This window comes from Bradyrhizobium sp. I1.14.4, assembly GCF_050435825.1.
Taxonomy (GTDB): domain Bacteria; phylum Pseudomonadota; class Alphaproteobacteria; order Rhizobiales; family Xanthobacteraceae; genus Bradyrhizobium.
In genome coordinates this window covers 372,523-395,710 of record NZ_JBNDLA010000003.1, presented here as the reverse complement: position 1 = coordinate 395,710, position 23,188 = coordinate 372,523, and the positions used below count along the sequence as shown (strand labels likewise).

Below are 23,188 nucleotides of genomic sequence, written 5' to 3'. Positions count from 1 at the left end.
GGCGCGCCGGACCATCGGCCAGCCGGCCGCCCGTCGCAACCTAGTAGTGCAGCTGAGGGGACCGGAAGTTCAAGCCATCGGGTATGGCACGTTCGTGCTATTCCAGTTCGATCTGGAAGGGGCGGCCTTCGACGCTCATGCTGCCGGGACCCATCGCATCGAGCGCGCGCAGCATCCGGCCCTCGCGTCCCAGCACCTTGTCGGCGAGGCTGACGATCAGGCGGTTGGGGGACGCGATCGGCGAGGCCTCGCGGATCAGCCGGGCGATGGACATTTCGTCGCGGTGCGGATTGAGCGCACAGACGGTGGCAAATGCGCTCGCGGTCGAGCGGCTGATGCCGGCGTAGCAATGCACCACCATCGGTGCGCGGCGATCCCAGCCGCGCACGAAAGTCAGCACGCGCTCGATATGCGTCTCGTTCGGCGCAACGAACCCGTCCATCTGTTCGACGATGTCGTCCATCGACACCTTCAGATGGTTGGCTGGAAGCACGGAGGGCGGCCGCTGCACCTGGTCGACATTGGCCATCACGGTCAGCACATGGCTGGCGCCGGTGGCACGAACCGTGTCGGAGAGCGCGGCAAGCGAGCAAACGTGAAGCATGATGGTCCTTGGCTATCGGGTGTGCGGGATTATAACGGCTGCTCCCGGGTGGGCAAAGGCGGGCCGCGCCATGCCCGCTCTTCGTTTTGCGGCGCAACCGGCCGCAGGTTTCGTTGTGCCGCGCCTATGACACGTGTAATGCGCTGAAGCGTTCGAGGAACTGCTTTTCGGCCCTCGCTGCGGTCCATGGCGTCAGATAGTCGCGCTCGGTCGCTTCGGGCAATTCCGGATCGCGGCCGAACAGCCGCTTGGCCTCGGCTTGCGAAAATCCCGCCAGGCGCGTGGCCTCGAGATAGGCGGCGCCGCGATCGGCGGCCTTGATCTGCTGGGTGATCTCATCCGCCAGCGCCGCAGGCAGGCCGAAGCGGATATGAATCGCCGACAGCAGCCGCTTCTCCACCGCCTTGTATTCGCCGGCAAGCACCGCCTTGAACGGCGAGATCATGTCGCCGATGACATATTCCGGTGCGTCATGCAGCAGCGCGGCGAGACGATGGCTGATGTCGACGCGCGGCATCTGCCGGCGCATCACGGCTTCGACGAGCAGCGTGTGCTGGGCCACCGAGAAGATGTGCGCGCCGCTGGTCTGGCCATTCCAGCGCGCGACCCGCGCCAGCCCATGTGCGATGTCGACGATCTCGATATCGAGCGGCGACGGATCGAGCAGGTCCAGCCGGCGTCCGGACAACATCCGCTGCCAGGCGCGGGTTGCCTCCGTCGATTTGCGCGCGGTCATTTCTTCTTGAGCCGCGGTGTGCGGAGCTTGCCGCTGCAGATCTGGTGGCAGAAGCAGGTGACGAGGTGATCATTGACCATGCCGGTCGCCTGCATGAAGGCATAGACGATGGTGGGGCCGACGAATTTGAAGCCGCGCGCGCCGAGCTCCTTCGAGACCTTGATCGAGACCGGCGTCGAGGCCGGCACGCTCGCGGTGGTTTTGAACTGATTGACCTTCGGCTTGCCGTCGACGAAGTCCCACAGGAATTTCGAGAAGCCGGGGCCTTTCTCCATGATCTCCAGGTAGCCCTTCGCACTCGCCACCGCGCCTTCGATCTTGGCGCGGTTGCGGACGATGCCGGCGTCGTTCATCAGCGCGTGCACCTTCTTGTCGGTGTAGCGCGCGATCTTCTCGGGCTGGAAATCGTCGAAGGCTTTGCGGAAATTCTCTCGCTTGCGCAGGATCGTGATCCAGGACAGGCCGGCCTGGAAGCCGTCGAGGATCAGCTTTTCATAGAGCGCGCGGTCGTCATATTCCGGCACGCCCCACTCATTGTCGTGATAGGCGACGTAGAACGCATCCTCGCCCGGCCACGGGCAGCGCGTCTTGCCGTCGGGATGCAGTTGCGCGGTACGGCTCATGCGACGGTTTGCTTGGGTGTGGGGCGGACAACGTTGGGGTCGGCGAGGTGAAGCGACAGGCCGCCCGCGGTCAGCACAAGGCCGGCATCGAGCGCATCGGCGACGCGATCGATGCGCACCAGCGCGAGGCCGTCTTGTCCTGCGGTCGAGCCCATGGTGCCGACCTGCTTGTCGCCGGCGAGGATCGTTGCGCCGGCTTCGGGCGCGGGGCCGTCGAGGACGACCTTCACCGTGCGGGTACGCGCCGTGCCGCGGTGCTGCATGCGCGACACCACCTCCTGGCCGACATAGCAGCCCTTGTCGAAATCGACGCCGTTGAGGCGGTCCATATTGGTCTCGTGCGGGAAGGCGTCGCCATACATGAAGTCGAGTCCGCCGCGCGGTACGCCGGTCGCGATCCGGTGCGCCTCGTAGGCGCTGCTGTCGACGAGATCGGCGTCGATCAGCTCAGTGAGTTTCTGCTTCAGGTCTTCCGGGATCAGGATGCGCCAGCCGAGCGATGGGTTGCGCGGATCGGCGAAGGCGAGATCGGGTATCGCCGCCGGTTCGCCATCCCAGGCGGCCAGCACACCGAGGCTGTCGGAGAGGTTCTCGACCACGACCTTGGCGCGCAGCTTGTAGAAGCCGAGCTTGTCGGCGAGCCCCTTGGCAAGCGCGCGCGGCGCGTCGATCAGGAAGCCGCCGCCATGGCCGGCAGGTACCTCGGTGATCAGGAAATCGACGATGATCTTGCCCTGCGGTGTCAGCAGCGCGCCGAACCGGGCCTGGCCCGGCCGCAACTGTTCGATGTCGGTCGTAACGAGGCCGTTGAGGAAGTTGCGGGCGTCCTCGCCAGAGACCTTGACCACGCCTCGATCTGGAAGAAACGCTGCTTTCATTTGCTAAATCGACTCTTTTTCCAAGTTCCTTGGGAAACGCTGTCCTCGCGGATATCCCCTGCCAAGCTAAGGCGCTAGAGTGCGCCGAACAAGGCCCGCGCCACAGCAGAAAGCGGGCGCCGAGGACCGATGAATCAGCATTTCGACACCATTCTAAAATCCGGCACCGTGGTCAATCAGGACGGCGAGGGCGTGCGCGATATTGGTATCGCGGGCGGACGCATTGCTGCGATCGGCTCGCTCGCCCAGGCCTCGGCCGGTGAGGTGATCGACTGCAAGGGTCTGCACATCCTGCCCGGCGTGATGGACACCCAGGTGCATTTCCGCGAGCCCGGCTTGACGCAGAAGGAAGATCTCGAGACCGGCTCGCGCAGCGCCGTGATGGGCGGGGTCACCGCCGTGTTCGAGATGCCGAACACCAACCCGCTGACCGTCACCGAAGCGGCGTTCACCGACAAGATCAAGCGCGGCCACCATCGCATGCATTGCGACTTCGCGTTCTTCATCGGCGGCACCCGCGAGAACGTGCAGGATTTGCCGGAGCTCGAGCGCGCGCCGGGCTGCGCTGGTGTCAAGGTGTTCATCGGCTCCTCCACCGGCGCGCTGCTGGTCGAGGACGACGAGAGCCTGCGGCGGATCTTTCAGGTGATCCGGCGGCGCGCGGCATTTCACGCCGAGGACGAATACCGCCTCAACGAGCGCAAGCCGCTGCGGATCGAGGGCGATCCGCGCTCGCATCCGGTTTGGCGCGACGAGACCGCCGCGTTGATGGCGACCGAGCGCCTGGTCAATCTCGCGCGCGAGACCGGCAAGCGCATCCACGTGCTGCACATCTCGACCAAGCAGGAAATTCTGTATCTGCGCGACCACAAGGATGTCGCCTCCTGCGAGGCGACGCCGCACCACCTCACGATGGCCGCGCCGGAGTGCTATGAGCGGCTCGGTACGCTGGCCCAGATGAACCCGCCGGTGCGTTCGACCGATCACCGCGCCGGCATCTGGTACGGCATCGAGCAAGGCATTATCGACGTGCTCGGCTCGGACCACGCGCCGCATACGCTGGAGGAGAAGGCCAAGAGCTATCCGGCCTCGCCGTCAGGCATGACCGGCGTGCAGACGCTGGTGCCGTTGATGCTCGATCACGTCAACGCCGGGCGGCTGTCGCTACAGCGATTCGTCGATCTCACCAGCGCGGGACCGGCGCGGCTGTACAACATCGCCTGCAAGGGCCGGATCGCGGCGGGCTACGACGCCGACTTCACCATCGTCGACCTCAAGCGCAGCGAGACTATCACCAACAAGTGGATCGCCTCGCGCGCAGCCTGGACGCCGTATGACGGCGTGCGGGTGCAGGGCTGGCCGGTCGGCACCTTTGTGCGCGGCAGGCGGGTGATGTGGCAGGGCGAGGTCACGACGCCGTCGCTAGGGGAGCCGGTCCGGTTCCTCGAGACGCTGAAGCGGTAGATTCGCGTTTGACGCGTTTTCTTGACGCGAACCGGCGGCCCACTTCGCTCGAAAACGCTATGGTTCTACTGCCGAGCGAGCGCCAGCGAGAACTCGCCGTTGCGCACGCGCGCGGCGAGGCCCTCGGCGAACTTCGCCACCGCGTCCTCGCCATAGGTGCCGACCAACTCGGCCAGCGCGGCAAACAGGCTCGCCTGCGCGAGGCAGTCGCCGTCGACGCCGTCGTGACGCGCTTCCGCCCAGGCCTCGTTCAGGTAGCCCAGCGCGGCCTGCTTCTGCTCGTGATCGGGCCGCGGGTCGTCATGGTGATGGGGGAAGGACGCTGGATGGCGCATGAAACTCTGCAAAATGAATGCGCGCGGTTCGAGGAGCGAACCACTGCGAGGTCCGCGAGATGTATCACGCATGCGGGTACCGACTAGCCCACATCTTTCGAAAAGGTTAACGGCCGCTTCGGCATTTAAAGGGGAATTCCGGCTATCCCGGCCCGCATCAACCAAATGAGCTGTGGATATGGTCCAGCACCGCGCGCGGCGAGGCGCACAGATGGCTGGCACCGGCCGCGGTCAGCTCCTCGGGCGTGCCATAGCCATAGGTGACGCCGACCGCGCGGATGCCATTTCGCGTAGCTCCGATCACGTCGTGGCTGCGGTCGCCGATCATCAGGGCCTTCCCCGGATCGGCCCCGGTCTGCGCCAGCGCATAGGCCAGCAGGTCGACCTTGTTGACGCGGGTTCCGTCGAGCTCGGAGCCGAACACTTGCTCGAAATATCCACTGAGGCCGAAATGCGCGACGATCCGCGTCGCGAACACGTGCGGCTTTGAGGTCGCCACGAACATGCGGCCTGGCCGCGCACGCAGCTCTGCCAGCACCTCGGCGATATCGGGATAGACGCTGTTCTCGAACAGCCCGATATCGCCGAACCGCTCGCGGTAGAGCTCGACCGCGCGGTCGGCGAGTTCCTCGCCGCCGAGCAGCATCGCAAAGCTTGCCCGCAAGGGCGGCCCGATGCACCAGGTCAGGTCGTCCTGCGAAGGAACCGGCCGGCCGAGCTTTTCCAGCGCATACTGGATCGAGCCGGTGATGCCGGGTTTCGGGTCGGTCAGGGTGCCGTCGAGGTCGAAGAAGATCGCGCGGTCAGTTGGCATAGCGGGCCGTCAGGTCGCGCGAGATCTTCGAGCCTTCCTCGATGTAGCGGCGGATCGCCACGGTGGCGGCGGGGGTGCAGGTCCGGTAGGTCTGCTGGAAGCCGTTATAGCCGCGGTTGAAGCCCGCGACCATGCGGGCGCGGCGGTCGCCGGAGGGGGTTTCGGCATCGATCAGCGCCTGCATCTCATTGCGCCATTTGGTGCCCTCGTTGGAGCCGCAGATGCCGCGCAGATAGTGCAGGGCACCGAGGATCTCGGCCAGCCGCTGCAGGTCGCCGTCGAACGGCGCAGCCGCGTCCTGCGCCCGGGCGGGCGTCGCAAGGCATGCCGACATCAGGATCACAACGGCGAGAAAGGCTTTGATCATCAGGGGTTCCGGAATGGCGGTGGTATGCCCCCTCAATGCGCCCGAGGCAAGGCGGCAGAGCTCGCTCAAGCGCCCCAAACAGGCCTCAAACCAGCCGCCGAGCCGCGGCAATGACCTCGTGCAGGCCGCCGGTGACCTTGAGGTCGCCGATCTCCTCCGGAGCCAGCCATTTGAAGTCGTCATGCTCGTCGTTCAGCACCGGCTCGCGGGACGCCCAGCGCGCCGCGAATGTCATGATCATGTAATGCCCGGTGCCGGGGCCGGTCGGCAGCACCTCGCGCCAGCCGGCCAGTCCGAGAATCTCGACCCGCAGCCCGGTCTCCTCGTCGATCTCCCGGTGCAGGGCGGTGTGCAGCGTCTCGCCGAACTCGACCCGGCCGCCAGGCAGCGAATAGAAGCCCTTGCCGGGCGAGCGGGCGCGGCGGACCAGCAGCACCTTGCCGTCGCGAAAAATCGCGCCTGAGACGGCGAGCTGCGGGCGGATCGGAGGTTCGGGAGAGATCACAGCAATGGGAACCAGTTGTGACGGCGATCATGCCCGATAAATCAGGCGCCCGCCATGATGCTGTCGACATCGGCCTCTGCGGCGCCGTTGATGACACCGGCGGTCTGCATCACCAGCGGCTTGACCCAGACGATCGCCTGCTCGGCGAGCGCGACCCGGCTCCTGTCCTGCTGCAATTGCCGCATCGCCGTGCCAACCTCGGTCAGGATCTTCGTCATGCTGTCGGTGAGCTGGTCGAATTCAGCCCGGATCCTGGCATCGGCGGTCTCATAGGCCTCGATCGCGAGATCGCGCGCCTTGAAATTGGACGCGGTGAAATGCTCGGCATAGGACAATGGCTGCCATTCCAGGAAATCGCTGGCGCATTCCGGCAGGTCCGGGACCATCTCCAGCAACATGATGGCTTCGTTGAAGTGATTGAGGTAGTCGGTCGCAAGCCCGGTGCGGGGATTGATGTTGGCGGCGCGCAACAGCGCCGCCCGCGCCTCGCCGGGATACGTCGGTCGCGGGGAAGAGCCCGCTATGGCGGCCGTTGAGGTCATTGATCGCAGTCTTTAACGGTCCAAGTTAAGGCAGCATAAACGGATACCATTCTGGACGGCAAATGTGCGGACGCTTTGTCATTACCTCGCCGCCGGCGGCCTTGCGCGAGATGTTCGGCTATATCGAGCAGCCGAATTTTCCGCCACGGTATAATGTTGCGCCGACCCAGCCGATTCCGGTGGTGCTGCTGCAGAATGGCGGCCGGCATTTTCAGTTAATGCGCTGGGGCCTGATTCCGTCCTGGGTCAAGGACCCCCGGACCTTCTCGCTTCTGATCAACGCCCGCTCCGAAACGGTGCGGGACAAGCCGGCCTTCAAGAATGCGATCAAGCGGCGCCGCGCGCTGATCCCGGCCGACGGCTATTACGAATGGCAGGATGCCGGCGGCCGCAAGCGGCCGTTCTTCATCCATCGCCGCGACGGCCATCCGGTCGCCTTCGCCGCGCTCGCCGAGACCTGGATGGGGCCGAATGGCGAGGAGCAGGACACCGTCGCGATCGTCACCGCGCCGGCGAGTCCCGATCTAGCGCAGCTGCATCACCGCGTCCCCGTCACGATCAGGCCCGAGCAATTCGCGCGCTGGCTCGACTGCCTGCCCAACGACGTCGACGACGTGATGCCGATGCTGAAGGGCCCCGACGTCGGCGAGTTCGCCTGGCACCAGGTGACGATGCGCGTCAACGCCGTCGCCAACGACGATGCGCAATTGCTGCTGCCGATGACCGCGGAAGAGATCGCGGCAGAGGACGCGCCAGTGGCGAAGAAGGCCGCATCGCGCAAGGTGACGCCGCGCGAGGACGATGGGCAGGGGTCGTTGTTTTAGCGAACGTCTGCACAGCTGCGCAGACAGGATTGATCTGCACCGTTCTCTCTACGTCGTCGTCCCTGCGAAAGCAGGGACCCATACTCCGCGGCGGACGTTGTAGGCGGGACTCGGCGTTCCGACGTCGCGCAATAATTGGCATTTGTGGTTATGGGTCCCTGCTTTCGCAGGGACGTGTGTGGTACGGTCCGTAAGTCGTGCCTCCACGTTCTCGCGGCGCGATGCGCCCGAGGACTGCTGAAGGGCTTGATTGGCGACCCGTCACGACATCACCCCTTGACCTGCGCCACGCCCTCGATCTCGATCAGCATCTTCGGATCGGGCAGCGCCACCACGACGCAGGTGGTGCGCGCGGGATAGGGCGCGGGGCCGAACGCGCCGGCATAAAGGACGTTCATCGTGGCGACGTCGCCGGCGCGGGTCAGCAGCACGTTGACCTTGACGAGATCGCGCATCGTGGAGCCCGCCTCATCCAGCACGGCGCGGAAATTGGTCACGACGTTGGCGAACTGCGCCTCGAAGCTGTCGGGAAGTTGGCGGTTGGCGTCGAAGCCGGGAATGCCCGAGATGAACAAGAGATCGCCGACGCGGGCGCCGAACGAAAGCGGCGGCGCCTTGACGCCGGGCGGAGGAGGGAAGTGCTTGATCGCTGTGTTTTCTGTCATTGGGGTCACCCGTCTGCGCGAGATGGAAGGGGAGAAGTTTCGATGGCGCGCGGCGCCATCATGCGCCGGCGCCAAAGCTCGTTGCCGATCATGCCAGCCAGCATCGCGACGACGAACACCACGATCGGCAGCGAAAGCCCGGCGAGGTTGACCAGTGCCGGCCCGGGGCAGATGCCGACCAGGCCCCAGCCGACGCCGAACAGCACGGCGCCGCCAACCAGCGGCGCATCGATGTCGTTGCGGTCGGGCCAGAGGAAGCGTGCCGAGAGAGCGGGCGCGGTCCGCCGCCGCGCGATCGCAAAGCCGGATGCGGCAACTGCGACCGCGCCTGCCATCACGAAGGCGAGCGTCGCGTCCCACGCGCCGAACAGATCGAGGAAGCCGAGCACCTTGCGCGGATCGGTCATGCCGGAGATCAGAAGGCCCGCGCCGAAGATCAGGCCGCAGACGAAGCTTGCGAGAACAGGCATCGCTAGCCTCCGATCCCGTGCCTGACGATCGCGACCGTCGCGATCGCCGTCAGCATGAAGGTGATGGTGGCCACGATCGAGCGGCCGGACAGCCGCGCGAAGCCGCAGACGCCGTGGCCGGAGGTGCAGCCATTGCCCATCCTGGTGCCGAACCCGACCAAAAGGCCCGCGATCGCGATCACGACAAGGCTCGCATTCATTGCCGGCCGCGGCAGCGGTGCGCCGAACAGCGCCGCAATCAGGGGCGCCGCGATCAGCCCCGCGACGAACGCGATGCGCCAGGAGCGGTCGGCGGCGCGGTCGGCGGTATCGGGCTGGAGCAGGCCGCCGACGATGCCGGTGACGCCGGCGATCCGCCCGGTCAGCAGCATCAGCAGCGCCGCGGCGAGCCCGATCAGCGCGCCGCCGGCGAGGCCGGAAAGTGGAGTGAAATCGTGCATCGAGGCCGATCCCTGTTGCGCAAACACCTCAGCGATGGCGCAAAGCGGTGGGCGCGTATGCAGCGACCGTCGCGTGCCTGCGCAGGCGATGATAGACTCCGCAAGATCAGGAACAAGCGCAATCCCGCCTGTCTTGCTGGCATTTCAACGCTGTCGCCGTCAGCTGGATTGCCGCGATTCGCCTCGCTTTCACTTCGTCCGGAGAACTCCCCATGAGATTGTCATCCGCCGTCCGCGCCGCGCTGCTCGCGCTGGCGCTGCTCACCGGAACGTCCGCCGCACTGGCTGACGAGGGCGCGGTGACGCTCGTGATCTTCAAGGGCGGCTGGATCTTCGGCGGCTCGGCCGGCAAGGGCGTCCTGACCTTCCACGGCCAGACCTACGGGCTCACCGCCGGCGGGCTGGACTATGGCCTCGTGTTCGGCGGCTCCCAGACCACGTTGCAGGGGCGGGTGCGCAATATCCGCCGCGCCCAGGATATCGCCGGCGTCTATGCCGCGGCCGGCATGGGCGTCGCGCTCGGCGCCGGCGTGCGTGGCATCCTCTTGACCAACCAGAACGGCGCGGTGCTCGAATTGAGCGGCAAGCAGGTCGGCCTGATGGCCAATGTCGACCTCAGCGGGCTTGCGATCACGTTGAAGGAGTAAGTGCTTCGTATGATGGATAGAGCGCAGCGCTCTACCCATCCTACGATCCTGTGATCGCCTCAGCCAGCTCGCGCCACGGCCGCAATGTCCAGTGTCCGGACGCCGCGCCTGATGGCGACGGCAGCACGAACACCTCGGGAAAGCCGCTCATGTGCGGCTGCCGGCCGAGCGCGAGCGCGCTGGTCGGCGTGTTGTAAAACAGGCTCGCCGCCTTCTTGCTGGTGAAGGCCACCGTCTTCGGCCGAAACGTCTCGATCTTCATCCTGAAGCTCACGACATCGAACGTCTGCCGCGCGATCTCATGATCCATCCCGGCGCCGGTCTTGGAGAGATCGGTGAAGCCGATGCCGAGCGCGAGCAGGGCTGTGAACTCATCCGGCCGATAGCGCCGCGACGTGATCCCGGCCTCATGCAGTGCGCGCCAGAACCGGTTGCCGGGATGCGCGTAATAGTGCCCGACGGCCGCCGAGCGCGTGCTGGCGGCGGTGCCGACGAATACCAGGCGCAGATCGGCGCGGAGCTGGTCGGGGAGGCGGTGGAGATTGTTATCGGGCATCTGAAAGGAGGATTGAGTGGAGCATACACGCGCCAGCACATGACCTCACCTGGAATCGAGCGGCGGACTCCGCTTCACCTCGCCCCGCCTGCGGGGAGAGGTCGGAACGCATTGATAGATGCGTTCCGGGTGAGGGGGTACAGGTCTCACCGCGTTGCGAACTCGTGGAAGCAGCCCCTCACCCCAACCCTCTCTCCGTGAGAACGGGGAGAGGGAGCGCAGTGCCGTCGCGGTCGTCGTTCGACCAATTCCATTACGAACTAGCGCACCGGCTCCTTGATCTCGTCCTCCGTTGTCACCGCTTGCGCCGGTCCGGTCGCGCGCACCATCAGGAACGATCCGGAGAACGCCGTGCCGCGGATGCTCCAGCGCCCGTCGATCTCCGTCGCGTCGGCGTTGACCGCGCCTTCATAGTGCACCGTGTGATAGCCGTAGCCCGGCGGCTCGTAGCGTTTGACGAACGACACCGCGCTGCCGGACCGGTGACCTGCGAGCGAGGCATTATGCGTGCAGAGCGGGCAGCCCGGCATCACGCACGGTTCGGTCACGCTGCCCCCGAGCGCGCCGCCGGCGTCGATCAGCGTCGCCAGAAACGTGACCATGCCGGCACCCGGCTGAACATAGCTGCCGTCCCATACGCCGGTGAGATTGTCGGTCATGATGCCCGTCCGGATGTGCGCGTCGAATTGCAGTAATCGATGTGGTGCAGGCAGCGCCTCAACACAAGTCGCCTGACCGTAACGCACCTCGCGCGCGGTTGCCTCACCGGGCAAAAGGGTCTGTAATCCAGCCCAACAGATCAAGAAGAATTTTGGAGCGGACATGACGGGAGAGGCGAAAACCCATTACGAGGTGATTGTCGTCGGCGCCGGCGTTGCCGGCATCTACCAGATCAAGCGGCTGGTCGATCTCGGCATCGATGCCACCGTGCTGGAAGCCGCGCCCGATCTCGGCGGCACCTGGTACTGGAACCGCTATCCGGGCTGCCGGTTCGACTCGGAGAGCTACACCTACGGCTTCTCGTTCTCGCGCGAGCTGCTCGACGAGTGGCATTGGAAGGAGCGCTTCTCCGGCCAGCCCGAGAATCTGCGCTACCTCAACTACGTCGCCGACAAGTTCGATCTGCGCCGGCATATGCAGTTCAACTGCAAGGTCGAGGCGATGCGCTTCGACGAGGCGCGCGATCTCTGGCAGCTCAGGATCAGTGACGGCCGCGAGCTGAGCTGCCGCTTCGTCGTGCTGGGGATCGGCCTGCTCTCGGCGCCGACCATGCCGCGCCTGCCGGGGATCGACGACTTCAAGGGCCGCTCATTCCACACCTATTACTGGCCGCACGAGCCGGTCGATCTCGCGGCTAAGAAGGTTGCCGTGATCGGCACCGGCGCCACCGGCATCCAGGTGATCGGCGAGATCGCGGACAAGGTCGGCGAGCTCACCGTGTTCCAGCGCCGGCCGAACTGGAGCGCGCCGCTCAACAACAGCGCGATCTCTGACGAGGAAATGGCCGACATCCGCGCCCGCTATGACGAGATCTTCGCCGCCTGCGCGCTGACGCCCGGCAGCTTCGTGCACGGACCCGACAAGCGCGGTTTCTACGAGGTGAGCCGCGAGGAGCGGCTTAAGCTGTGGGACAGGCTGTACGATGAGCCCGGCTTCGGCATCTGGCTGGCGAACTTCCGTGAGATATTCATGGACGAGGCCGCCAATGCCGAGCTGTCCGCCTATATCGCCGATCGCATCCGCCGCCGCGTCAATGATCCCAAGGTTGCCGAAAAGCTGATCCCGAAAGATCACGGCCTTGGCGTGCAGCGCCTGCCGCTGGAGACGAACTATTTCGAGGCGTACAATCGCGACAACGTCCATCTCGTCGATCTCAGCGGGACTCCGCTGGTGCGCGTCACCGAGAATGGCCTGCGCACCACGGCGCGCGACTACGACTTCGACATCATCGTCTACGCCACCGGCTTCGATGCCATCACCGGCGCGTATGACCTGATCGACATCAGGGGCATCGGCGGCGAAAAACTCGCCGACAAATGGAAGCACGCGCCATCCACCTTCCTCGGCATGCTCGTCCACGGCTTCCCGAACCTGTTGATGCCCACGGGCCCGCAAAGCGCCTCCGCGTCGACCAACTTCCCGCGCGGCATCGAGAACGGCGTCAACTGGTGCACCAATCTCCTGCAATACATGTGGGACCGCGGCCTGACCCGCGCCGACGCCACGGAAGAGGCGCAGCAGCGCTGGACCGCGCATGTCGTCAAGATGTACGAGATCATGCTGATGCGCAAAGCCAAGTCGTGGTTCACCGGCTACAACTCCAACGTCGCCGGCCACGAAGAGGGGACGGTCCGGTACTTCGTCTACAACGGCGGCACGCCGAAGTTTTTGGCGATCATTAATGGGGTGGCGGCGGAGGGGTATCGGGAGATTGAGCTTGGGGCAGGGCCCAACGTAAAGGCGGTGGCGGTTAGCGCGTTGGCATAGACTTTCGTCTATCAGTGGCTTGATTCCGTTGCTACCCTCATTCGGGCCGCGCTTGCTGTATAAATAGGTTTTTGTGGCGCAGGACGGAGATTAGATCGGTCCTATCAACCGTCTCTGTATTGCGTTCTCTGCTCATAGGGTGTTCATTTAAAAGTAGTTACATGTCTAACCGCAGCTATGGCGCGAGCAAAGTGCAACGAAAAGCAACCTTCCAATCCCTGTCCTGGCTATGGGATCTGTATAACAGGAACCTTCTAGAAATGGATCCTCCCTATCAACGGAGGAGCATCTGGAATCAACCCTACAAGGATTTCTTCATCGACACCGTTCTCAATGAGTATCCTTGTCCAGCTATATTTCTTTACGAGGATATCGCTCCAGAAGGTGTGGCAAAGTACAGCGTTGTCGATGGTAAACAGCGGCTGCTCACTCTATTCGAGTTTGCCGGGAATCAATTTCCCGTCTCCTCCGAGGCGTCGATTGCAAAACATCGCGACAAATACTTCAAAGATTTGGATGACGACACAAAGCGCGGTTTCTGGAGATATCAATTTGCTGTCGAATTCATTCCATCGGAGGATGAAAACCTCATTAATACGGTGTTCGATCGCATTAATCGAAACGTTGCCAAGCTGACTCGTCAAGAGTTGCGCCACGCAAAGTTTTCGGGGTTGTTTATTTCCAAGGTGGAGGAATTGTCGGAATGGACCTTCGCGACTCTCCTAAGGAATTTTCCGTTTATCCAACCTGCATCGCGAAAGCAGATGCGAGATAGCGAATTCATCGCCCAACTCCTGTTGTTGATCGAAGAGGGACCCAAGTCTTATTCCCAAGACGATTTGGACGCCGCGTTTAGCGGTCGCGACCCGGAATGGGAGAAGATGGAAGATACAGTGGGTGAGTATCGACGAGCGATCCAGAAGATAGATGAAATCGTGAGGAGTGATAATTCGGGCGATCTGGCACGTACTCGACTCAAGAACCAAGCCGATTTCTACTCGTTGGTTGGAGCCGTATGCTCCTTATCTAGATCGGGTCATGCTTTGCCAGAGCGGAATGTTGACTGGTCCTCTGCAAAAATACTCCTGCCACGTAACCGAGCAGTTGGTGCAACTCTTTCCTGAAGTGCGCGCTCTCACGCCAGTTTTTAAGTACGACAAGAAAAATTAGTAGATGACGGGCGCGTGCTAGTGGCCGGGTGATGGGTCTGTCCTTCCGATCAGACCTTTTCCTCCATGAGCGGCTTCTTCGTATAGCCGCTTGCAATGCACCACTCGCTGAATGTCGTAAAGTGTGGATGGTTTGTTTCGTAGGTGCCGATGTACTTTTGTATTGCGCGGACGATCGTTATGACGACTTCCTGTTGGCTTATCTCTGCGCCGTCCGGACCAGATGGGTGTTTGAGCCAATGTATGAAGGCGTTAGCTTCGTCCGAACTGAACTTCTTCAGGATTAATCGAAATAGGTGATCTGTGATCTTTCTTTCACTTGCCCTTCGGCTGCGCCTGCGAGCGTTATCGCGCACTCATAGTCCTTTTTATGCAGGTGTTCTATCGCTGCGACGATTTGACGATAAGCCGCTATTTGCTTGGTGGTCTTTATCATGGCGCGCCCATTTAGACAGGAACGTCCTCTGATCGATATTTTGTCGCCCGGAGTGTTAGTCGGTGCAACAAAGGTGTTCGGACCTTAAGGGGTGAGCACTCCATGGTGGCAGCGACGCCGTGCAAGCCGGCGTCGCTTCCGACTCCTCACAACACCCGATTGCTCTCCTTCACCTTGTCCGCGTCGAGATACAAGTTCTCGCCCATCTCTTTGAACTTGGCGCTCATCTGCGCCATGCCGTCCTCGATGGTGCCTGAGATCGACGCCCCGACGCCGGTCGGATCGTTGAGCGTCGCGGCGTAGTCGCGGACGTCCTGGGTGATCTTCATCGAGCAGAATTTCGGGCCGCACATCGAGCAGAAATGCGCGACCTTGTGGGCTTCCTTCGGCAGGGTCTCGTCGTGGAAGTTCTTCGCGGTCTCGGGGTCGAGGCCGAGGTTGAACTGGTCCTGCCAGCGGAAGTCGAAGCGGGCGCGGCTGAGCGCGTCGTCGCGCAGCTGGGCGGCGGGGTGGCCCTTGGCGAGATCGCTGGCGTGAGCCGCGATCTTGTAGGTGATGACGCCGACCTTGACGTCGTTGCGATCGGGCAGGCCGAGATGCTCCTTCGGCGTGACGTAGCAGAGCATGGCGCAGCCGAACCAGCCGATCATGGCCGCGCCAATGCCCGAGGTGATGTGGTCGTAGCCCGGCGCGATGTCTGTCGTCAGCGGTCCCAACGTATAGAACGGCGCCTCGCCGCACTCCTTGAGCTGCTTGTCCATGTTGATCTTGATCTTGTGCATCGGCACGTGGCCGGGGCCCTCGATCATGACCTGGCAGCCCTTGTCCCATGCGATCTTGGTGAGCTCGCCGAGCGTCTCCAGCTCCGCGAACTGCGCGCGATCGTTCGCATCCGCGATCGAGCCGGGGCGCAGGCCATCGCCGAGCGAGAACGAGACGTCATACTTGCGCATGAGGTCGCAGATCTCGTCGAAATGGCTGTAGAGGAAGCTCTCCTTGTGATGCGCCAGGCACCACTTCGCCATGATCGAACCGCCGCGCGACACGATGCCGGTGACGCGGTTGGCGGTGAGGTGGATGTAGGGCAGCCGCACACCGGCGTGGATCGTGAAATAGTCGACGCCCTGTTCGCACTGCTCGATCAGCGTGTCCTTGTAGAGCTCCCAGGTCAGCTTGACGGGATCGCCTTCGCACTTCTCCAGTGCCTGGTAAATCGGAACGGTGCCGATCGGCACCGGCGAGTTGCGCAAAATCCATTCGCGGGTGGTGTGGATGTTGCGCCCCGTGGAGAGGTCCATCACGGTGTCGGCGCCCCAGCGGATCGCCCACACCATCTTGTCTACCTCCTCTTCTACAGACGAGGTCACCGCCGAATTGCCGATATTGGCGTTGATCTTGGTCAGGAAGTTGCGGCCGATGATCATCGGCTCCAGCTCGGCATGGTTGATGTTGGAGGGAATGATGGCCCGTCCTCGCGCGATCTCGCTGCGGACGAATTCCGGGGTGATGAAGGCCGGGACCTCCGCGCCGAAGCTCTCGCCGTCGGCAAGCGCGGCTTCCGCGCGCTCCAGTTGTTGCTTGCGGCCGAGATTCTCGCGCTCGGCGACGTAGATCATCTCCTTGGTGATGATGCCGGCGCGGGCGAACTCGAGCTGCGTGATCTTGTGGCCGTCGAGGCCGCGCAGCGGCATGTGGTGCGCGGTGAACGCCTTTGCCGCGTGCGAGGCGCCGACATTGCCGTTGTCCTCCGGCTTGATGCTGCGGCCCTGATATTCCTCGACGCCGCCGCGTTCCTTGACCCAGGCGAGCCGGTTGCGCGGCAGGCCGCTGTTGACATCGATCGTCACGGCGGGATCGGTGTAGGGGCCCGAGGTGTCATAGACCGGCAGGTTCGGCTCGCCGGCGCCTTCCGACAGCATGATCTCGCGCAGCGGCACGCGCAGGTCGGGCGCGGCCTCCGGCGTCGCAAAGATCTTGCGCGAGGCGGGCAGCGAGCCGGTGGTGACGGCGGGGAGCGTGGTGTCGGGGTTGGAGCGAATGTTCATGAGGGATCCTCCTTGCTTCAATTCGTTGGCATTGCTGCGCGAGAGATGAGTACCGCTGTCATCCCCGCGAAAGCGGGGATCCAGTATTCCAGAGGCTGCGGCGGGATACGGAGAAGCCGCGGCGTACTGGATCGCCCGGTCCAGCCGGGCGATGACGGCAGAGTCGGCGGGGCGAACGTGCGCATCATGCGGCCTCCGCGCTGAGGCCGAGCCACTGCCGGACCCGCGCGTCGGGGTCGGCGTTCTGGGTGACGTCGCTGACGACGGCGATCGAATCGGCGCCGGCGGCGAAGATCTCGGCGGCGTGCTCGAACTTGATGCCGCCGATCGCGACAAGGGGGATGGAGCCGATGCGCTTCTTCCACTCGGTGATCTTCGGGACGCCCTGCGGCTCGAACCGCATCGACTTCAGCGTGGTGAAGAAGATCGGGCCGAGCGCGACATAGTCGGGTTTGGCCGCGAGCGCGGTGGCGAGTTCGGCGTCGTCATGGGTGGAGACGCCGAGCGTCAGCTTCGCTTTGCGGATCTCGGCAAGGTCGGCTCCCGCGAGGTCTTCCTGGCCGAGATGCAGATGCTCGGCGCCGGCGACGATCGCCGCGCGCCAGTAGTCGTTGACGACGAGCTTGGTCGGCGTGCCCTTGGTGACCGCGAGCGCATCGCTGACGATCTGCAGCGCCCCGGCATCGTCGAGGTCCTTGGCGCGGAGCTGGATGGTGCCGACGCCGAGCTTGGTCAGGCGCTCGACCCATTTAATGCTGTCGACGACGGGATAGAACGGATCAGGATACGGCATGCCAGAACGGAGTCCCAACGACAGGGGTGGACGGGGAGGCGAAGTCGCGGGCTTCCATCAGCCCGGCTTCGTAGGCGGTGCGGCCGGCCTCGACGCCGAGGCGGAAGGCGTTGGCCATCGCAACGGGGTCGGCGGCTTTTGCAACCGCGGTGTTGAGCAGCACGGCGTCATAGCCGAGCTCGAGCGCCTCGGCGGCATGCGACGGCGCGCCGAGCCCGGCGTCGACCACCAGCGTGATGTCGGGCAGGCGGTCGCGCAAAAGCTTCAGCGCGTCGCGGTTGGTGATGCCCTTGGCGCTGCCGATTGGCGCTGCCCACGGCATCACCACCTTGCAGCCGGCCTCGACCAGGCGCGTGGCGACGGAAAGATCCTCGGTGCAATAGGGGAACACCTCAAAACCGTCCTTGACCAGGATGGCGGCGGCCTCGACCAGGCCGACCACGTCGGGCTGCAGCGTGTCGTTGTCGGCGATCACCTCGAGCTTGATCCACGGCGTGTCGAACAATTCACGCGCGAGCTTTGCGGTGGTGACGGCCTCGCGCACGCTGCGGCAGCCCGCGGTGTTCGGCAGCACGGTGACGCCGAGCTCGCGGATCAGCGCCCAGAACGCATCGCCGGTCTTGCCGCCCGCCGCCTCGCGCCGCAGCGACACCGTGACGATGCTGGCGCCGGAGGCGCGGATCGCGTTCTGCATGATCGCAGGCGATGGATACAGCGCGGTGCCGATCAAGAGGCGGGAGGGGAAGGATTTGCCGTAGAAATTCACCATGTCCGAGGTGTCTCCTCAAATGTGGTCGTCATCCCCGCGAAAGCGGGGATCCAGTATTCCAGAGGCCATGCCGTGAACCGAGAGGCCGCGGCGTACTGGGTCGCCCGGTCAAGCCGGGCGATGACAGCGGAGTAAATGGTGCGATGGCGCATCCCATCACCCTCCCTGCCGCGGCGTGATGATCTCGATCTCGTCGCCGGCCTTGAGTGCGGTCTCGGCCCAGCGGCTCTTCGGCACCACGTCGTAGTTCAGCGCGATCGCGAAATGCGAGCCCTCGTAGTCGAGCTCGGCCAGCAGCGCATCGACGCTGGAAGCCGCGATCTCGCGCTGCTCGCCGTTAACAATTACACGCATTGGACGATCACGCGCATTGCATCACCTCATTGTCGATTTCGCCGCGCGCGAGATAGGCGAGCGTCAGCTCGGCCAGCGCCGGCGCGAGCAGGAAGCCATGACGGTAGAGTCCGTTCACCGTGATGCGTTCCTGCTCGATCCTGATTTTCGGCAGATTGTCGGGAAAGGCCGGGCGCAGGCCGGCGCCAAATTCGACGATGCGCGCTTCGCCAAAGGCCGGATGCACGACGTAGGCGGCCCCGAGCAGTTCCAGCGCCGAGCGCACGCTGACGCCATTGTCCTCGGCCTCGATCGAGGTCGCGCCCAGCATGAAGCGGCCGTCGCCGCGCGGGATCACGTAAAGCGGCCAGCGCGGATGGATCAGTCGCACCGGGCGCGACAGCTCGACCTCCGCGGTCTCGATGATGATCATCTCGCCCTTGACGCCGCGCAGCGTCGGCTCGCGGTCGCGCGCGGCGAGGCCGCGGCAGTCGATCACAATGCCGTCGAGATCACGGGCCTCGGCTTCGCTGCCAAATTCGATGGCGCCGCCGGCCCTGGCGATCGCGGCATGCAGCCGCGGCAGCACGCGGCGCGGCTCGACATGGCCCTCGTCGGGATAGAACAGGCCGTCACGGAAGCGGCCCTCGAGCGACGGCTCGAGCGCGCGAACGCCCTCGGCGTCGAGCCTGATGTGGCCGGTGGTGAGGCGGGCAAAGCGCTCGAAATCGGCCCGGTCGCGCGGATGCGCCACCACCAGCGAGCCGTTGAACGCCGTTTCCGGAAAATGCTGCCGCCACAGGTCGAGCGAGCGCAGGCCAAGGCGCGAGATCACCGGCTCGGAGGCCTCCGCTTCGCACCAGGGCGCCAGCATCCCGCCGGCCCAATGGCTTGTGGATTCCGTCATCGCGGCGTCACTGCGCTCATGCAGGGTGACCGCACGTCCGGCCTCTGCGAGCAACAACGCATGCCAAGCGCCGGCTATGCCTGCGCCGATGATGGAGACGGGGGAATCCCCCCGCAGTCGTGACGTCTGATACATCCCTGTCCCTTCGCCGGCATGACCCGGATCAGGTTCAAAGGGTCACCGCGGTCCCGGACTGATCGCCATATTGGCTAAGCCCAAGCTTGCGGTATCTCAGCTCCTCCTTCGGAGCACCCCTCGGAACGCCCCTAATGTAGGCGGATGGGCTTGTGTGTCAACGTGTATGCTGGGCGCCGGCGCGCCGAGGTGCCGCAGCCGCGCGCAAGAGGTGCGCTGCCGAATGATCGCATGATTTGCGGTGAGGGGGCGCGTCGAGGACAGCGGGGGCTGTGCCCTGCGCGCCCGCGGGGTGAACGCGATCGGCTTTATTTTTCGGCCTGTTCCGGCTTCGGCTCGGCGGTGTCGGCCGACATTTGGTCCGACAGTTGCCCCTGTCTGGCGAGCTCTTTCGGTGGTGCACCGGCGCCGCCATGCATCGCCTCCTTGAGGTGACCCCCGCGCTGGCGCTTTGCGACGTAGTAATACCCGCCCGCAAAATAACGCACGGCTCGGTCGTGATCGCCATTGGCGGCGCGATAGGCGCCGGAGAGGTATTTGACGCCGTATTTGAGGTTGGTCCCGGGATCGCGCAGACCCTCGGCGGTACCGGTGTAGCCGAGGCCGCGCGCGGTGCCGAGCTTGATCTGCATCAGCCCGATGGTGCCGCCGCGCCCGATCAGCTGCGGATGGTACTTGCTTTCACGGACGATGACGCGATGCACCAGCTCTTCCGGCACCAGGTTTGCCTGGGCCTCGGCCGCCACCATCGCCTCATATTGCGCCCGCGATTGCGCCTGCGCACTGGCGCAGGACGCCAGCACCGCGATGGCGGCCAGGAAGCTAAGGCTCTGAACGGTCTTCATCTCGGTTCGCCCGGGTGATCAAACGCGCGTCGGTTCTGCGGTCTCATTGGTACGGCGAGCGGGCAGGAATGTGGCAAAACCTTCGCACAAGCGAACGATCTGCGTTCGTGATTGTCCGGATGTCGGCGAACCGGGCGACGCAATTGCGAGATGCTGCAAATTGTTCGCTTCAATCGTCTCAGCCGAAAATTGTCTGCCGCAAATTTTCTGCTTCAGTTTTTTTGGCCGACTTTGCCGCACGCCATCCATACCGGTTTGTCGTGCAAACGACTCAGTGAAGGTCTACACTCCGTTTGATGGCAGCGTTTAGTCAGCGCGCCTGTCATTCCAAAGCACGCAAGAAACAACATTCGGGAGATGCGCCATGGTCCGTCAGGACACCGGCTATATGCCTCGCGAAAATCCCTGCGCGCAATGCGGCAAGCCGATTGCCCGCCCCGATTGGGTGGAGCACGGCGAAGGCCGCACGTCCTATCTGTGGAATTGCCGCGCCTGCAATTACCGCTTCGAGGCCATCGCGATCTACGAGGAAGCGGAGCTTATTACGCCGCTCGCCGCCTGACGCCTTAGTTATCAGTCAGCTTCGTCGCCGATCGGCTTGGCCTGATCAGGCCGCGGATTTCTGCAACGGCTGCTGTCGCGCCGGCAATTCGATCCGGACCACCAGCCCGTGCGGCTTGCGATCGTGCAGCGACAAGGTGCCGTCATGCGCGAGCACGATGGCGTTGGCAATCGACAGGCCAAGTCCGAAGCCCTCGGCCTCATCCATGTTGCGCGCCTGGTCGCCGCGCACGAACGGCTCCAGCACGCTTGCCTTGTGCGCGTCCGAAATGCCGGGGCCATCGTCCTCGATGTCGACGACGAGGCGATCGGGCCCGACGTCGAGGCGGACGGTCACTTCGCCGCCGAAGCGCGCGGCATTGTCCACCAGATTGGTGATGCAGCGATGCAGGTCGGCGGGCCGCGCGGTCGCCATCGCGTGCTGCGGGCCTTCGTAGTTGACCTTGTGTCCCATGTCGGCGAACTGGTCGGTGACGAGGTGCAGTGTGCTCGCGATGTCGACCAGCGTCATCTCCTCGAGCTTGCGGTCGTTGCGCAGGAACGACAGCACCGATTCCAGCATCGAGCGCATCTGGTCGAGGTCGCGCAGCATGCGGTGGCGATTGGTCTCGTCCTCGATGAATTCGGCGCGCAGCCGCATCCGCGTGATCGGCGTGCGCAGATCATGGCTGATGGCGGCCAGCATCTTGGTGCGATCGTCGATCAATGTGGTGATGCGCTCGCGCATCCGGTTCAGCGCCTTGGCCAGCGAGCGGATCTCCTCGGGGCCGCGCTCCGGCAGCGGAGCCGCGGCGCCGTTCAGGCTGAAGGTCTCGGCGGCCTTGACGAAGGATGACAGCGGCGCGGTCAGCGCCCAAGCCGCCCACAGGCCGAGCAGGGTGACGCTGATGACGGCGAACAGCACCGTCATCATCCACGGCCCGCCCCAGAACGGCCGCATGTGTTGATCCGGCATCAGGTTCGCGGCGAACATCGCGCCGTCCGGCAGGCGGATCGCGACGCGGCGAGTCTCGCCGTCATGCGGCGGACTGCCCGCCTCGCGCGGCAGCAGGAATACGCGATAGCCGGCGCCGAGCCGGCGCAGCGCGTGCAGGCTCGGGCTGTCGGTCTCGGTGAGCGCACCGCTATCGGCCGGCAGGTCGCCGATCGCAAGTTGTGGGAAGGTGCGGGCAACGTCGGCCTCGAGCCGCGGACGCTCCGATGCCGGGGAATGCCCCAGGAGTTGCGCGGCGGCGGCGAGCTGGGTGTGCCAGCGATCCGGAGGCTCCGACCGGTCCGGGCGATGGATCAGGAAGGTGGCGGTGATGATCAGGTGCAGCGCGACGATCGAGACGACGACCAGCGCCGCCATCTGGGCGCCGATCCCCCGCAGACTCAGCACGCGCAGCAGCTTCATCGTCAGTTGCTCGTGGCGGCAACCGCCTCCACCCTCGGAGTGAACACATAGCCGCCGGAACGCACCGTCTTGATCATGGTGGCCTCCTGCGGATCGGGCTCGATCTTGCGGCGGATGCGGCTGACCAGCACGTCGATCGAACGCTCGAACGAGCCGGCGCTGCGACCCTGCGTCAGGTCGAGCAGGCTGTCGCGCGACAGCACGCGGCCGGGCCGCTCGCAGAAGGTCCGGAGCAGGTCGAACTCGGCGCTGGTCATGGCGACGCGCGCTCCATCCGGGTTGCGCAGCTCGCGCAGGCGGATGTCGATGCGCCAGCCGAGGAAGGTCAGCGTGGTCGCACCCTCGATCGCGCTGGCGTTGCGTGCGGCGGCTTGCCGGCGCAGCACCGCATTGATCCGCGCCAGCAGCTCGCGCGGGTTGAACGGCTTTGCCAGATAGTCGTCGGCGCCCATCTCGAGGCCGAGGATGCGGTCGACGTCCTCGCCGCGGGCCGTCAGCATGATGATCGGCGTCTGCGACTCCGCCCGCACCTTGCGGCACAGGCTGAGGCCGTCCTCGCCGGGCAGCATGACGTCGAGCACCAGCAGATCAACGCGGTGGTCGGTCATTGCCTTTGCCATCTCGCGGCCGTCAGAGGCGGTCGTGACATGACAGGAATTGGTGCGGAGATATTTTGCGATGAGGGACCGTGTCTCGCGGTCGTCCTCGACGACAAGGATATTGGGCGCAGCCTGGGTCATACCGATCTTTTGTCCGTGATTCGGGGAAAGCGGCTCAGGAATTTTGTTTCAGTGCATTTCTGGAATCTTGCCCGGCAGATCGGGTTAACAGGTCGCCACCGC

Annotated in this window: 28 protein-coding genes and 1 riboswitch; of the genes, 6 read left to right on the top strand and 22 right to left on the bottom strand. The window is 64.4% G+C overall.

From position 1 onward, the window contains the following. Positions 1-97: 97 nt before the first annotated feature. From ABIB78_RS08985 to ABIB78_RS08970, 4 genes are all read right to left on the bottom strand, one after another. Positions 98-604 carry a tyrosine phosphatase family protein gene (locus tag ABIB78_RS08985; protein ID WP_429023767.1) on the bottom strand — a complete coding sequence of 169 codons (507 nt, stop codon included), beginning with the start codon at positions 602-604 and terminating at the stop codon, positions 98-100. Between the two features lie 124 nt (positions 605-728). Further along, positions 729-1,340: a YfbR-like 5'-deoxynucleotidase gene (locus ABIB78_RS08980; protein ID WP_429023766.1), complete on the bottom strand. Its 612-nt coding sequence runs from the start codon at positions 1,338-1,340 to the stop codon at positions 729-731. After that, entirely contained in the window at positions 1,337-1,963 is a 627-nt protein-coding gene (locus tag ABIB78_RS08975; protein WP_429023764.1) for a DNA-3-methyladenine glycosylase I, read from the bottom strand. The genes ABIB78_RS08980 and ABIB78_RS08975 overlap by 4 nt, the downstream gene beginning before the upstream one ends. Next, complete coding sequence (locus ABIB78_RS08970; RefSeq protein ID WP_429023762.1) at positions 1,960-2,841, bottom strand: YgfZ/GcvT domain-containing protein; 882 nt, start codon at positions 2,839-2,841, stop codon at positions 1,960-1,962. The genes ABIB78_RS08975 and ABIB78_RS08970 overlap by 4 nt, the downstream gene beginning before the upstream one ends. 129 nt (positions 2,842-2,970) lie before the next feature. Between ABIB78_RS08970 and ABIB78_RS08965 the strand changes: the two genes are divergently transcribed. Continuing rightward, the gene (locus ABIB78_RS08965) at positions 2,971-4,305 is read left to right on the top strand and encodes a dihydroorotase (protein ID WP_429023760.1); all 1,335 of its coding nucleotides are present in this window, start codon (positions 2,971-2,973) and stop codon (positions 4,303-4,305) included. 65 nt (positions 4,306-4,370) lie between these two features. Here the strand turns inward: ABIB78_RS08965 and ABIB78_RS08960 are convergent, their stop codons facing one another. The 5 genes from ABIB78_RS08960 to ABIB78_RS08940 form a co-directional block, all read right to left on the bottom strand. Then, positions 4,371-4,640: a hypothetical protein gene (locus tag ABIB78_RS08960; RefSeq protein WP_244069696.1), complete on the bottom strand. Its 270-nt coding sequence runs from the start codon at positions 4,638-4,640 to the stop codon at positions 4,371-4,373. 157 nt (positions 4,641-4,797) lie between these two features. Continuing rightward, positions 4,798-5,454 carry an HAD family hydrolase gene (locus ABIB78_RS08955; protein ID WP_429023758.1) on the bottom strand — a complete coding sequence of 219 codons (657 nt, stop codon included), beginning with the start codon at positions 5,452-5,454 and terminating at the stop codon, positions 4,798-4,800. Then, positions 5,444-5,821, bottom strand: coding sequence for a TIGR02301 family protein (locus ABIB78_RS08950; RefSeq protein WP_429023756.1), 378 nt, complete (start codon positions 5,819-5,821; stop codon positions 5,444-5,446). Before ABIB78_RS08950 ends, ABIB78_RS08955 begins: the two co-directional genes overlap by 11 nt. 85 nt (positions 5,822-5,906) lie before the next feature. After that, entirely contained in the window at positions 5,907-6,326 is a 420-nt protein-coding gene (locus tag ABIB78_RS08945; protein WP_429023754.1) for an NUDIX hydrolase, read from the bottom strand. A 41-nt stretch (positions 6,327-6,367) separates the two neighbouring features. Then, complete coding sequence (locus ABIB78_RS08940; RefSeq protein ID WP_429023752.1) at positions 6,368-6,868, bottom strand: hypothetical protein; 501 nt, start codon at positions 6,866-6,868, stop codon at positions 6,368-6,370. A 62-nt stretch (positions 6,869-6,930) separates the two neighbouring features. Here ABIB78_RS08940 and ABIB78_RS08935 point away from each other — a divergent pair, with 62 nt between their 5' ends. Beyond that, positions 6,931-7,692, top strand: a complete 762-nt coding sequence (locus ABIB78_RS08935; protein WP_429023750.1) for an SOS response-associated peptidase — start codon at positions 6,931-6,933, stop codon at positions 7,690-7,692. A gap of 269 nt (positions 7,693-7,961) precedes the next feature. Here ABIB78_RS08935 and ABIB78_RS08930 read toward each other — a convergent pair whose 3' ends face one another. The 3 genes from ABIB78_RS08930 to ABIB78_RS08920 are packed head-to-tail and all read right to left on the bottom strand — an operon-like array spanning position 7,962 to position 9,267. Beyond that, entirely contained in the window at positions 7,962-8,357 is a 396-nt protein-coding gene (locus tag ABIB78_RS08930) for a RidA family protein (RefSeq protein ID WP_429023748.1), read from the bottom strand. A gap of 5 nt (positions 8,358-8,362) precedes the next feature. Continuing rightward, positions 8,363-8,827 (bottom strand): DUF6691 family protein, encoded by a 465-nt coding sequence (locus ABIB78_RS08925; RefSeq protein ID WP_429023746.1) that lies wholly within the window; start codon positions 8,825-8,827, stop codon positions 8,363-8,365. Between the two features lie 2 nt (positions 8,828-8,829). Then, on the bottom strand, positions 8,830-9,267 hold the full coding sequence (locus ABIB78_RS08920; protein ID WP_429023744.1) for a YeeE/YedE family protein: 438 nt from the start codon (positions 9,265-9,267) through the stop codon (positions 8,830-8,832). Between the two features lie 212 nt (positions 9,268-9,479). On the opposite strand from ABIB78_RS08920, the gene ABIB78_RS08915 reads away from it, so the two are divergent. Then, positions 9,480-9,914, top strand: coding sequence for a hypothetical protein (locus ABIB78_RS08915; RefSeq protein ID WP_429023742.1), 435 nt, complete (start codon positions 9,480-9,482; stop codon positions 9,912-9,914). 40 nt (positions 9,915-9,954) lie between these two features. On the opposite strand, the gene ABIB78_RS08910 is transcribed toward ABIB78_RS08915, so the two are convergent. Then, entirely contained in the window at positions 9,955-10,470 is a 516-nt protein-coding gene (locus ABIB78_RS08910; protein ID WP_429023738.1) for a mismatch-specific DNA-glycosylase, read from the bottom strand. A 260-nt stretch (positions 10,471-10,730) separates the two neighbouring features. Further along, positions 10,731-11,129: a hypothetical protein gene (locus ABIB78_RS08905; protein WP_429023736.1), complete on the bottom strand. Its 399-nt coding sequence runs from the start codon at positions 11,127-11,129 to the stop codon at positions 10,731-10,733. Positions 11,130-11,292: 163 nt separating this feature from the next. Between ABIB78_RS08905 and ABIB78_RS08900 the strand changes: the two genes are divergently transcribed. After that, positions 11,293-12,957 carry a flavin-containing monooxygenase gene (locus ABIB78_RS08900; RefSeq protein WP_429023734.1) on the top strand — a complete coding sequence of 555 codons (1,665 nt, stop codon included), beginning with the start codon at positions 11,293-11,295 and terminating at the stop codon, positions 12,955-12,957. A gap of 161 nt (positions 12,958-13,118) precedes the next feature. Then, a complete protein-coding gene (locus ABIB78_RS08895; protein WP_429023732.1) occupies positions 13,119-14,081 on the top strand; it encodes a DUF262 domain-containing protein in 963 nt (320 codons plus the stop codon). 627 nt (positions 14,082-14,708) lie between these two features. Here the strand turns inward: ABIB78_RS08895 and thiC are convergent. The 6 genes from thiC to ABIB78_RS08865 form a co-directional block, all read right to left on the bottom strand. Continuing rightward, entirely contained in the window at positions 14,709-16,607 is a 1,899-nt protein-coding gene (gene thiC, locus ABIB78_RS08890) for a phosphomethylpyrimidine synthase ThiC (RefSeq protein ID WP_429023731.1), read from the bottom strand. Between the two features lie 184 nt (positions 16,608-16,791). After that, the gene (locus ABIB78_RS08885) at positions 16,792-17,400 is read right to left on the bottom strand and encodes a thiamine phosphate synthase (protein WP_429023729.1); all 609 of its coding nucleotides are present in this window, start codon (positions 17,398-17,400) and stop codon (positions 16,792-16,794) included. Beyond that, positions 17,387-18,169, bottom strand: a complete 783-nt coding sequence (locus ABIB78_RS08880) for a thiazole synthase (RefSeq protein WP_429023727.1) — start codon at positions 18,167-18,169, stop codon at positions 17,387-17,389. Before ABIB78_RS08880 ends, ABIB78_RS08885 begins: the two co-directional genes overlap by 14 nt. 156 nt (positions 18,170-18,325) lie before the next feature. Next, complete coding sequence (thiS, locus tag ABIB78_RS08875; protein ID WP_429023725.1) at positions 18,326-18,523, bottom strand: sulfur carrier protein ThiS; 198 nt, start codon at positions 18,521-18,523, stop codon at positions 18,326-18,328. Positions 18,524-18,530: 7 nt separating this feature from the next. Beyond that, positions 18,531-19,544: an FAD-dependent oxidoreductase gene (locus ABIB78_RS08870; RefSeq protein ID WP_429023723.1), complete on the bottom strand. Its 1,014-nt coding sequence runs from the start codon at positions 19,542-19,544 to the stop codon at positions 18,531-18,533. Continuing rightward, a riboswitch (TPP riboswitch) is annotated at positions 19,532-19,675 on the bottom strand. It overlaps the preceding gene by 13 nt. 177 nt (positions 19,676-19,852) lie before the next feature. After that, positions 19,853-20,389 (bottom strand): transglycosylase SLT domain-containing protein, encoded by a 537-nt coding sequence (locus ABIB78_RS08865; protein WP_429023722.1) that lies wholly within the window; start codon positions 20,387-20,389, stop codon positions 19,853-19,855. 364 nt (positions 20,390-20,753) lie between these two features. On the opposite strand from ABIB78_RS08865, the gene ABIB78_RS08860 reads away from it, so the two are divergent. Beyond that, positions 20,754-20,951, top strand: coding sequence for a hypothetical protein (locus ABIB78_RS08860; protein WP_429023720.1), 198 nt, complete (start codon positions 20,754-20,756; stop codon positions 20,949-20,951). 45 nt (positions 20,952-20,996) lie between these two features. Here ABIB78_RS08860 and ABIB78_RS08855 read toward each other — a convergent pair whose 3' ends face one another. Continuing rightward, positions 20,997-22,346 carry an ATP-binding protein gene (locus tag ABIB78_RS08855; RefSeq protein ID WP_429023718.1) on the bottom strand — a complete coding sequence of 450 codons (1,350 nt, stop codon included), beginning with the start codon at positions 22,344-22,346 and terminating at the stop codon, positions 20,997-20,999. A 2-nt stretch (positions 22,347-22,348) separates the two neighbouring features. Further along, positions 22,349-23,086, bottom strand: a complete 738-nt coding sequence (locus tag ABIB78_RS08850) for a response regulator (RefSeq protein WP_409902747.1) — start codon at positions 23,084-23,086, stop codon at positions 22,349-22,351. Positions 23,087-23,188 lie beyond the last annotated feature (102 nt).

What these genes read in the sequence shown, in the direction of transcription:
- ABIB78_RS08985 (WP_429023767.1), bottom strand. Translation starts at nt 604, where the DNA reads ATGCTTCACGTTTGCTCGCTTGCCGCGCTCTCCGACACGGTTCGTGCC.
- ABIB78_RS08980 (WP_429023766.1), bottom strand. Translation starts at nt 1,340, where the DNA reads ATGACCGCGCGCAAATCGACGGAGGCAACCCGCGCCTGGCAGCGGATG.
- ABIB78_RS08975 (WP_429023764.1), bottom strand. Translation starts at nt 1,963, where the DNA reads ATGAGCCGTACCGCGCAACTGCATCCCGACGGCAAGACGCGCTGCCCG.
- ABIB78_RS08970 (WP_429023762.1), bottom strand. Translation starts at nt 2,841, where the DNA reads ATGAAAGCAGCGTTTCTTCCAGATCGAGGCGTGGTCAAGGTCTCTGGC.
- ABIB78_RS08965 (WP_429023760.1), top strand. Translation starts at nt 2,971, where the DNA reads ATGAATCAGCATTTCGACACCATTCTAAAATCCGGCACCGTGGTCAAT.
- ABIB78_RS08960 (WP_244069696.1), bottom strand. Translation starts at nt 4,640, where the DNA reads ATGCGCCATCCAGCGTCCTTCCCCCATCACCATGACGACCCGCGGCCC.
- ABIB78_RS08955 (WP_429023758.1), bottom strand. Translation starts at nt 5,454, where the DNA reads ATGCCAACTGACCGCGCGATCTTCTTCGACCTCGACGGCACCCTGACC.
- ABIB78_RS08950 (WP_429023756.1), bottom strand. Translation starts at nt 5,821, where the DNA reads ATGATCAAAGCCTTTCTCGCCGTTGTGATCCTGATGTCGGCATGCCTT.
- ABIB78_RS08940 (WP_429023752.1), bottom strand. Translation starts at nt 6,868, where the DNA reads ATGACCTCAACGGCCGCCATAGCGGGCTCTTCCCCGCGACCGACGTAT.
- ABIB78_RS08935 (WP_429023750.1), top strand. Translation starts at nt 6,931, where the DNA reads ATGTGCGGACGCTTTGTCATTACCTCGCCGCCGGCGGCCTTGCGCGAG.
- ABIB78_RS08930 (WP_429023748.1), bottom strand. Translation starts at nt 8,357, where the DNA reads ATGACAGAAAACACAGCGATCAAGCACTTCCCTCCTCCGCCCGGCGTC.
- ABIB78_RS08925 (WP_429023746.1), bottom strand. Translation starts at nt 8,827, where the DNA reads ATGCCTGTTCTCGCAAGCTTCGTCTGCGGCCTGATCTTCGGCGCGGGC.
- ABIB78_RS08920 (WP_429023744.1), bottom strand. Translation starts at nt 9,267, where the DNA reads ATGCACGATTTCACTCCACTTTCCGGCCTCGCCGGCGGCGCGCTGATC.
- ABIB78_RS08915 (WP_429023742.1), top strand. Translation starts at nt 9,480, where the DNA reads ATGAGATTGTCATCCGCCGTCCGCGCCGCGCTGCTCGCGCTGGCGCTG.
- ABIB78_RS08910 (WP_429023738.1), bottom strand. Translation starts at nt 10,470, where the DNA reads ATGCCCGATAACAATCTCCACCGCCTCCCCGACCAGCTCCGCGCCGAT.
- ABIB78_RS08905 (WP_429023736.1), bottom strand. Translation starts at nt 11,129, where the DNA reads ATGACCGACAATCTCACCGGCGTATGGGACGGCAGCTATGTTCAGCCG.
- ABIB78_RS08900 (WP_429023734.1), top strand. Translation starts at nt 11,293, where the DNA reads ATGACGGGAGAGGCGAAAACCCATTACGAGGTGATTGTCGTCGGCGCC.
- ABIB78_RS08895 (WP_429023732.1), top strand. Translation starts at nt 13,119, where the DNA reads ATGTCTAACCGCAGCTATGGCGCGAGCAAAGTGCAACGAAAAGCAACC.
- thiC (WP_429023731.1), bottom strand. Translation starts at nt 16,607, where the DNA reads ATGAACATTCGCTCCAACCCCGACACCACGCTCCCCGCCGTCACCACC.
- ABIB78_RS08885 (WP_429023729.1), bottom strand. Translation starts at nt 17,400, where the DNA reads ATGCCGTATCCTGATCCGTTCTATCCCGTCGTCGACAGCATTAAATGG.
- ABIB78_RS08880 (WP_429023727.1), bottom strand. Translation starts at nt 18,169, where the DNA reads ATGGTGAATTTCTACGGCAAATCCTTCCCCTCCCGCCTCTTGATCGGC.
- thiS (WP_429023725.1), bottom strand. Translation starts at nt 18,523, where the DNA reads ATGCGTGTAATTGTTAACGGCGAGCAGCGCGAGATCGCGGCTTCCAGC.
- ABIB78_RS08870 (WP_429023723.1), bottom strand. Translation starts at nt 19,544, where the DNA reads ATGTATCAGACGTCACGACTGCGGGGGGATTCCCCCGTCTCCATCATC.
- ABIB78_RS08865 (WP_429023722.1), bottom strand. Translation starts at nt 20,389, where the DNA reads ATGAAGACCGTTCAGAGCCTTAGCTTCCTGGCCGCCATCGCGGTGCTG.
- ABIB78_RS08860 (WP_429023720.1), top strand. Translation starts at nt 20,754, where the DNA reads ATGGTCCGTCAGGACACCGGCTATATGCCTCGCGAAAATCCCTGCGCG.
- ABIB78_RS08855 (WP_429023718.1), bottom strand. Translation starts at nt 22,346, where the DNA reads ATGAAGCTGCTGCGCGTGCTGAGTCTGCGGGGGATCGGCGCCCAGATG.
- ABIB78_RS08850 (WP_409902747.1), bottom strand. Translation starts at nt 23,086, where the DNA reads ATGACCCAGGCTGCGCCCAATATCCTTGTCGTCGAGGACGACCGCGAG.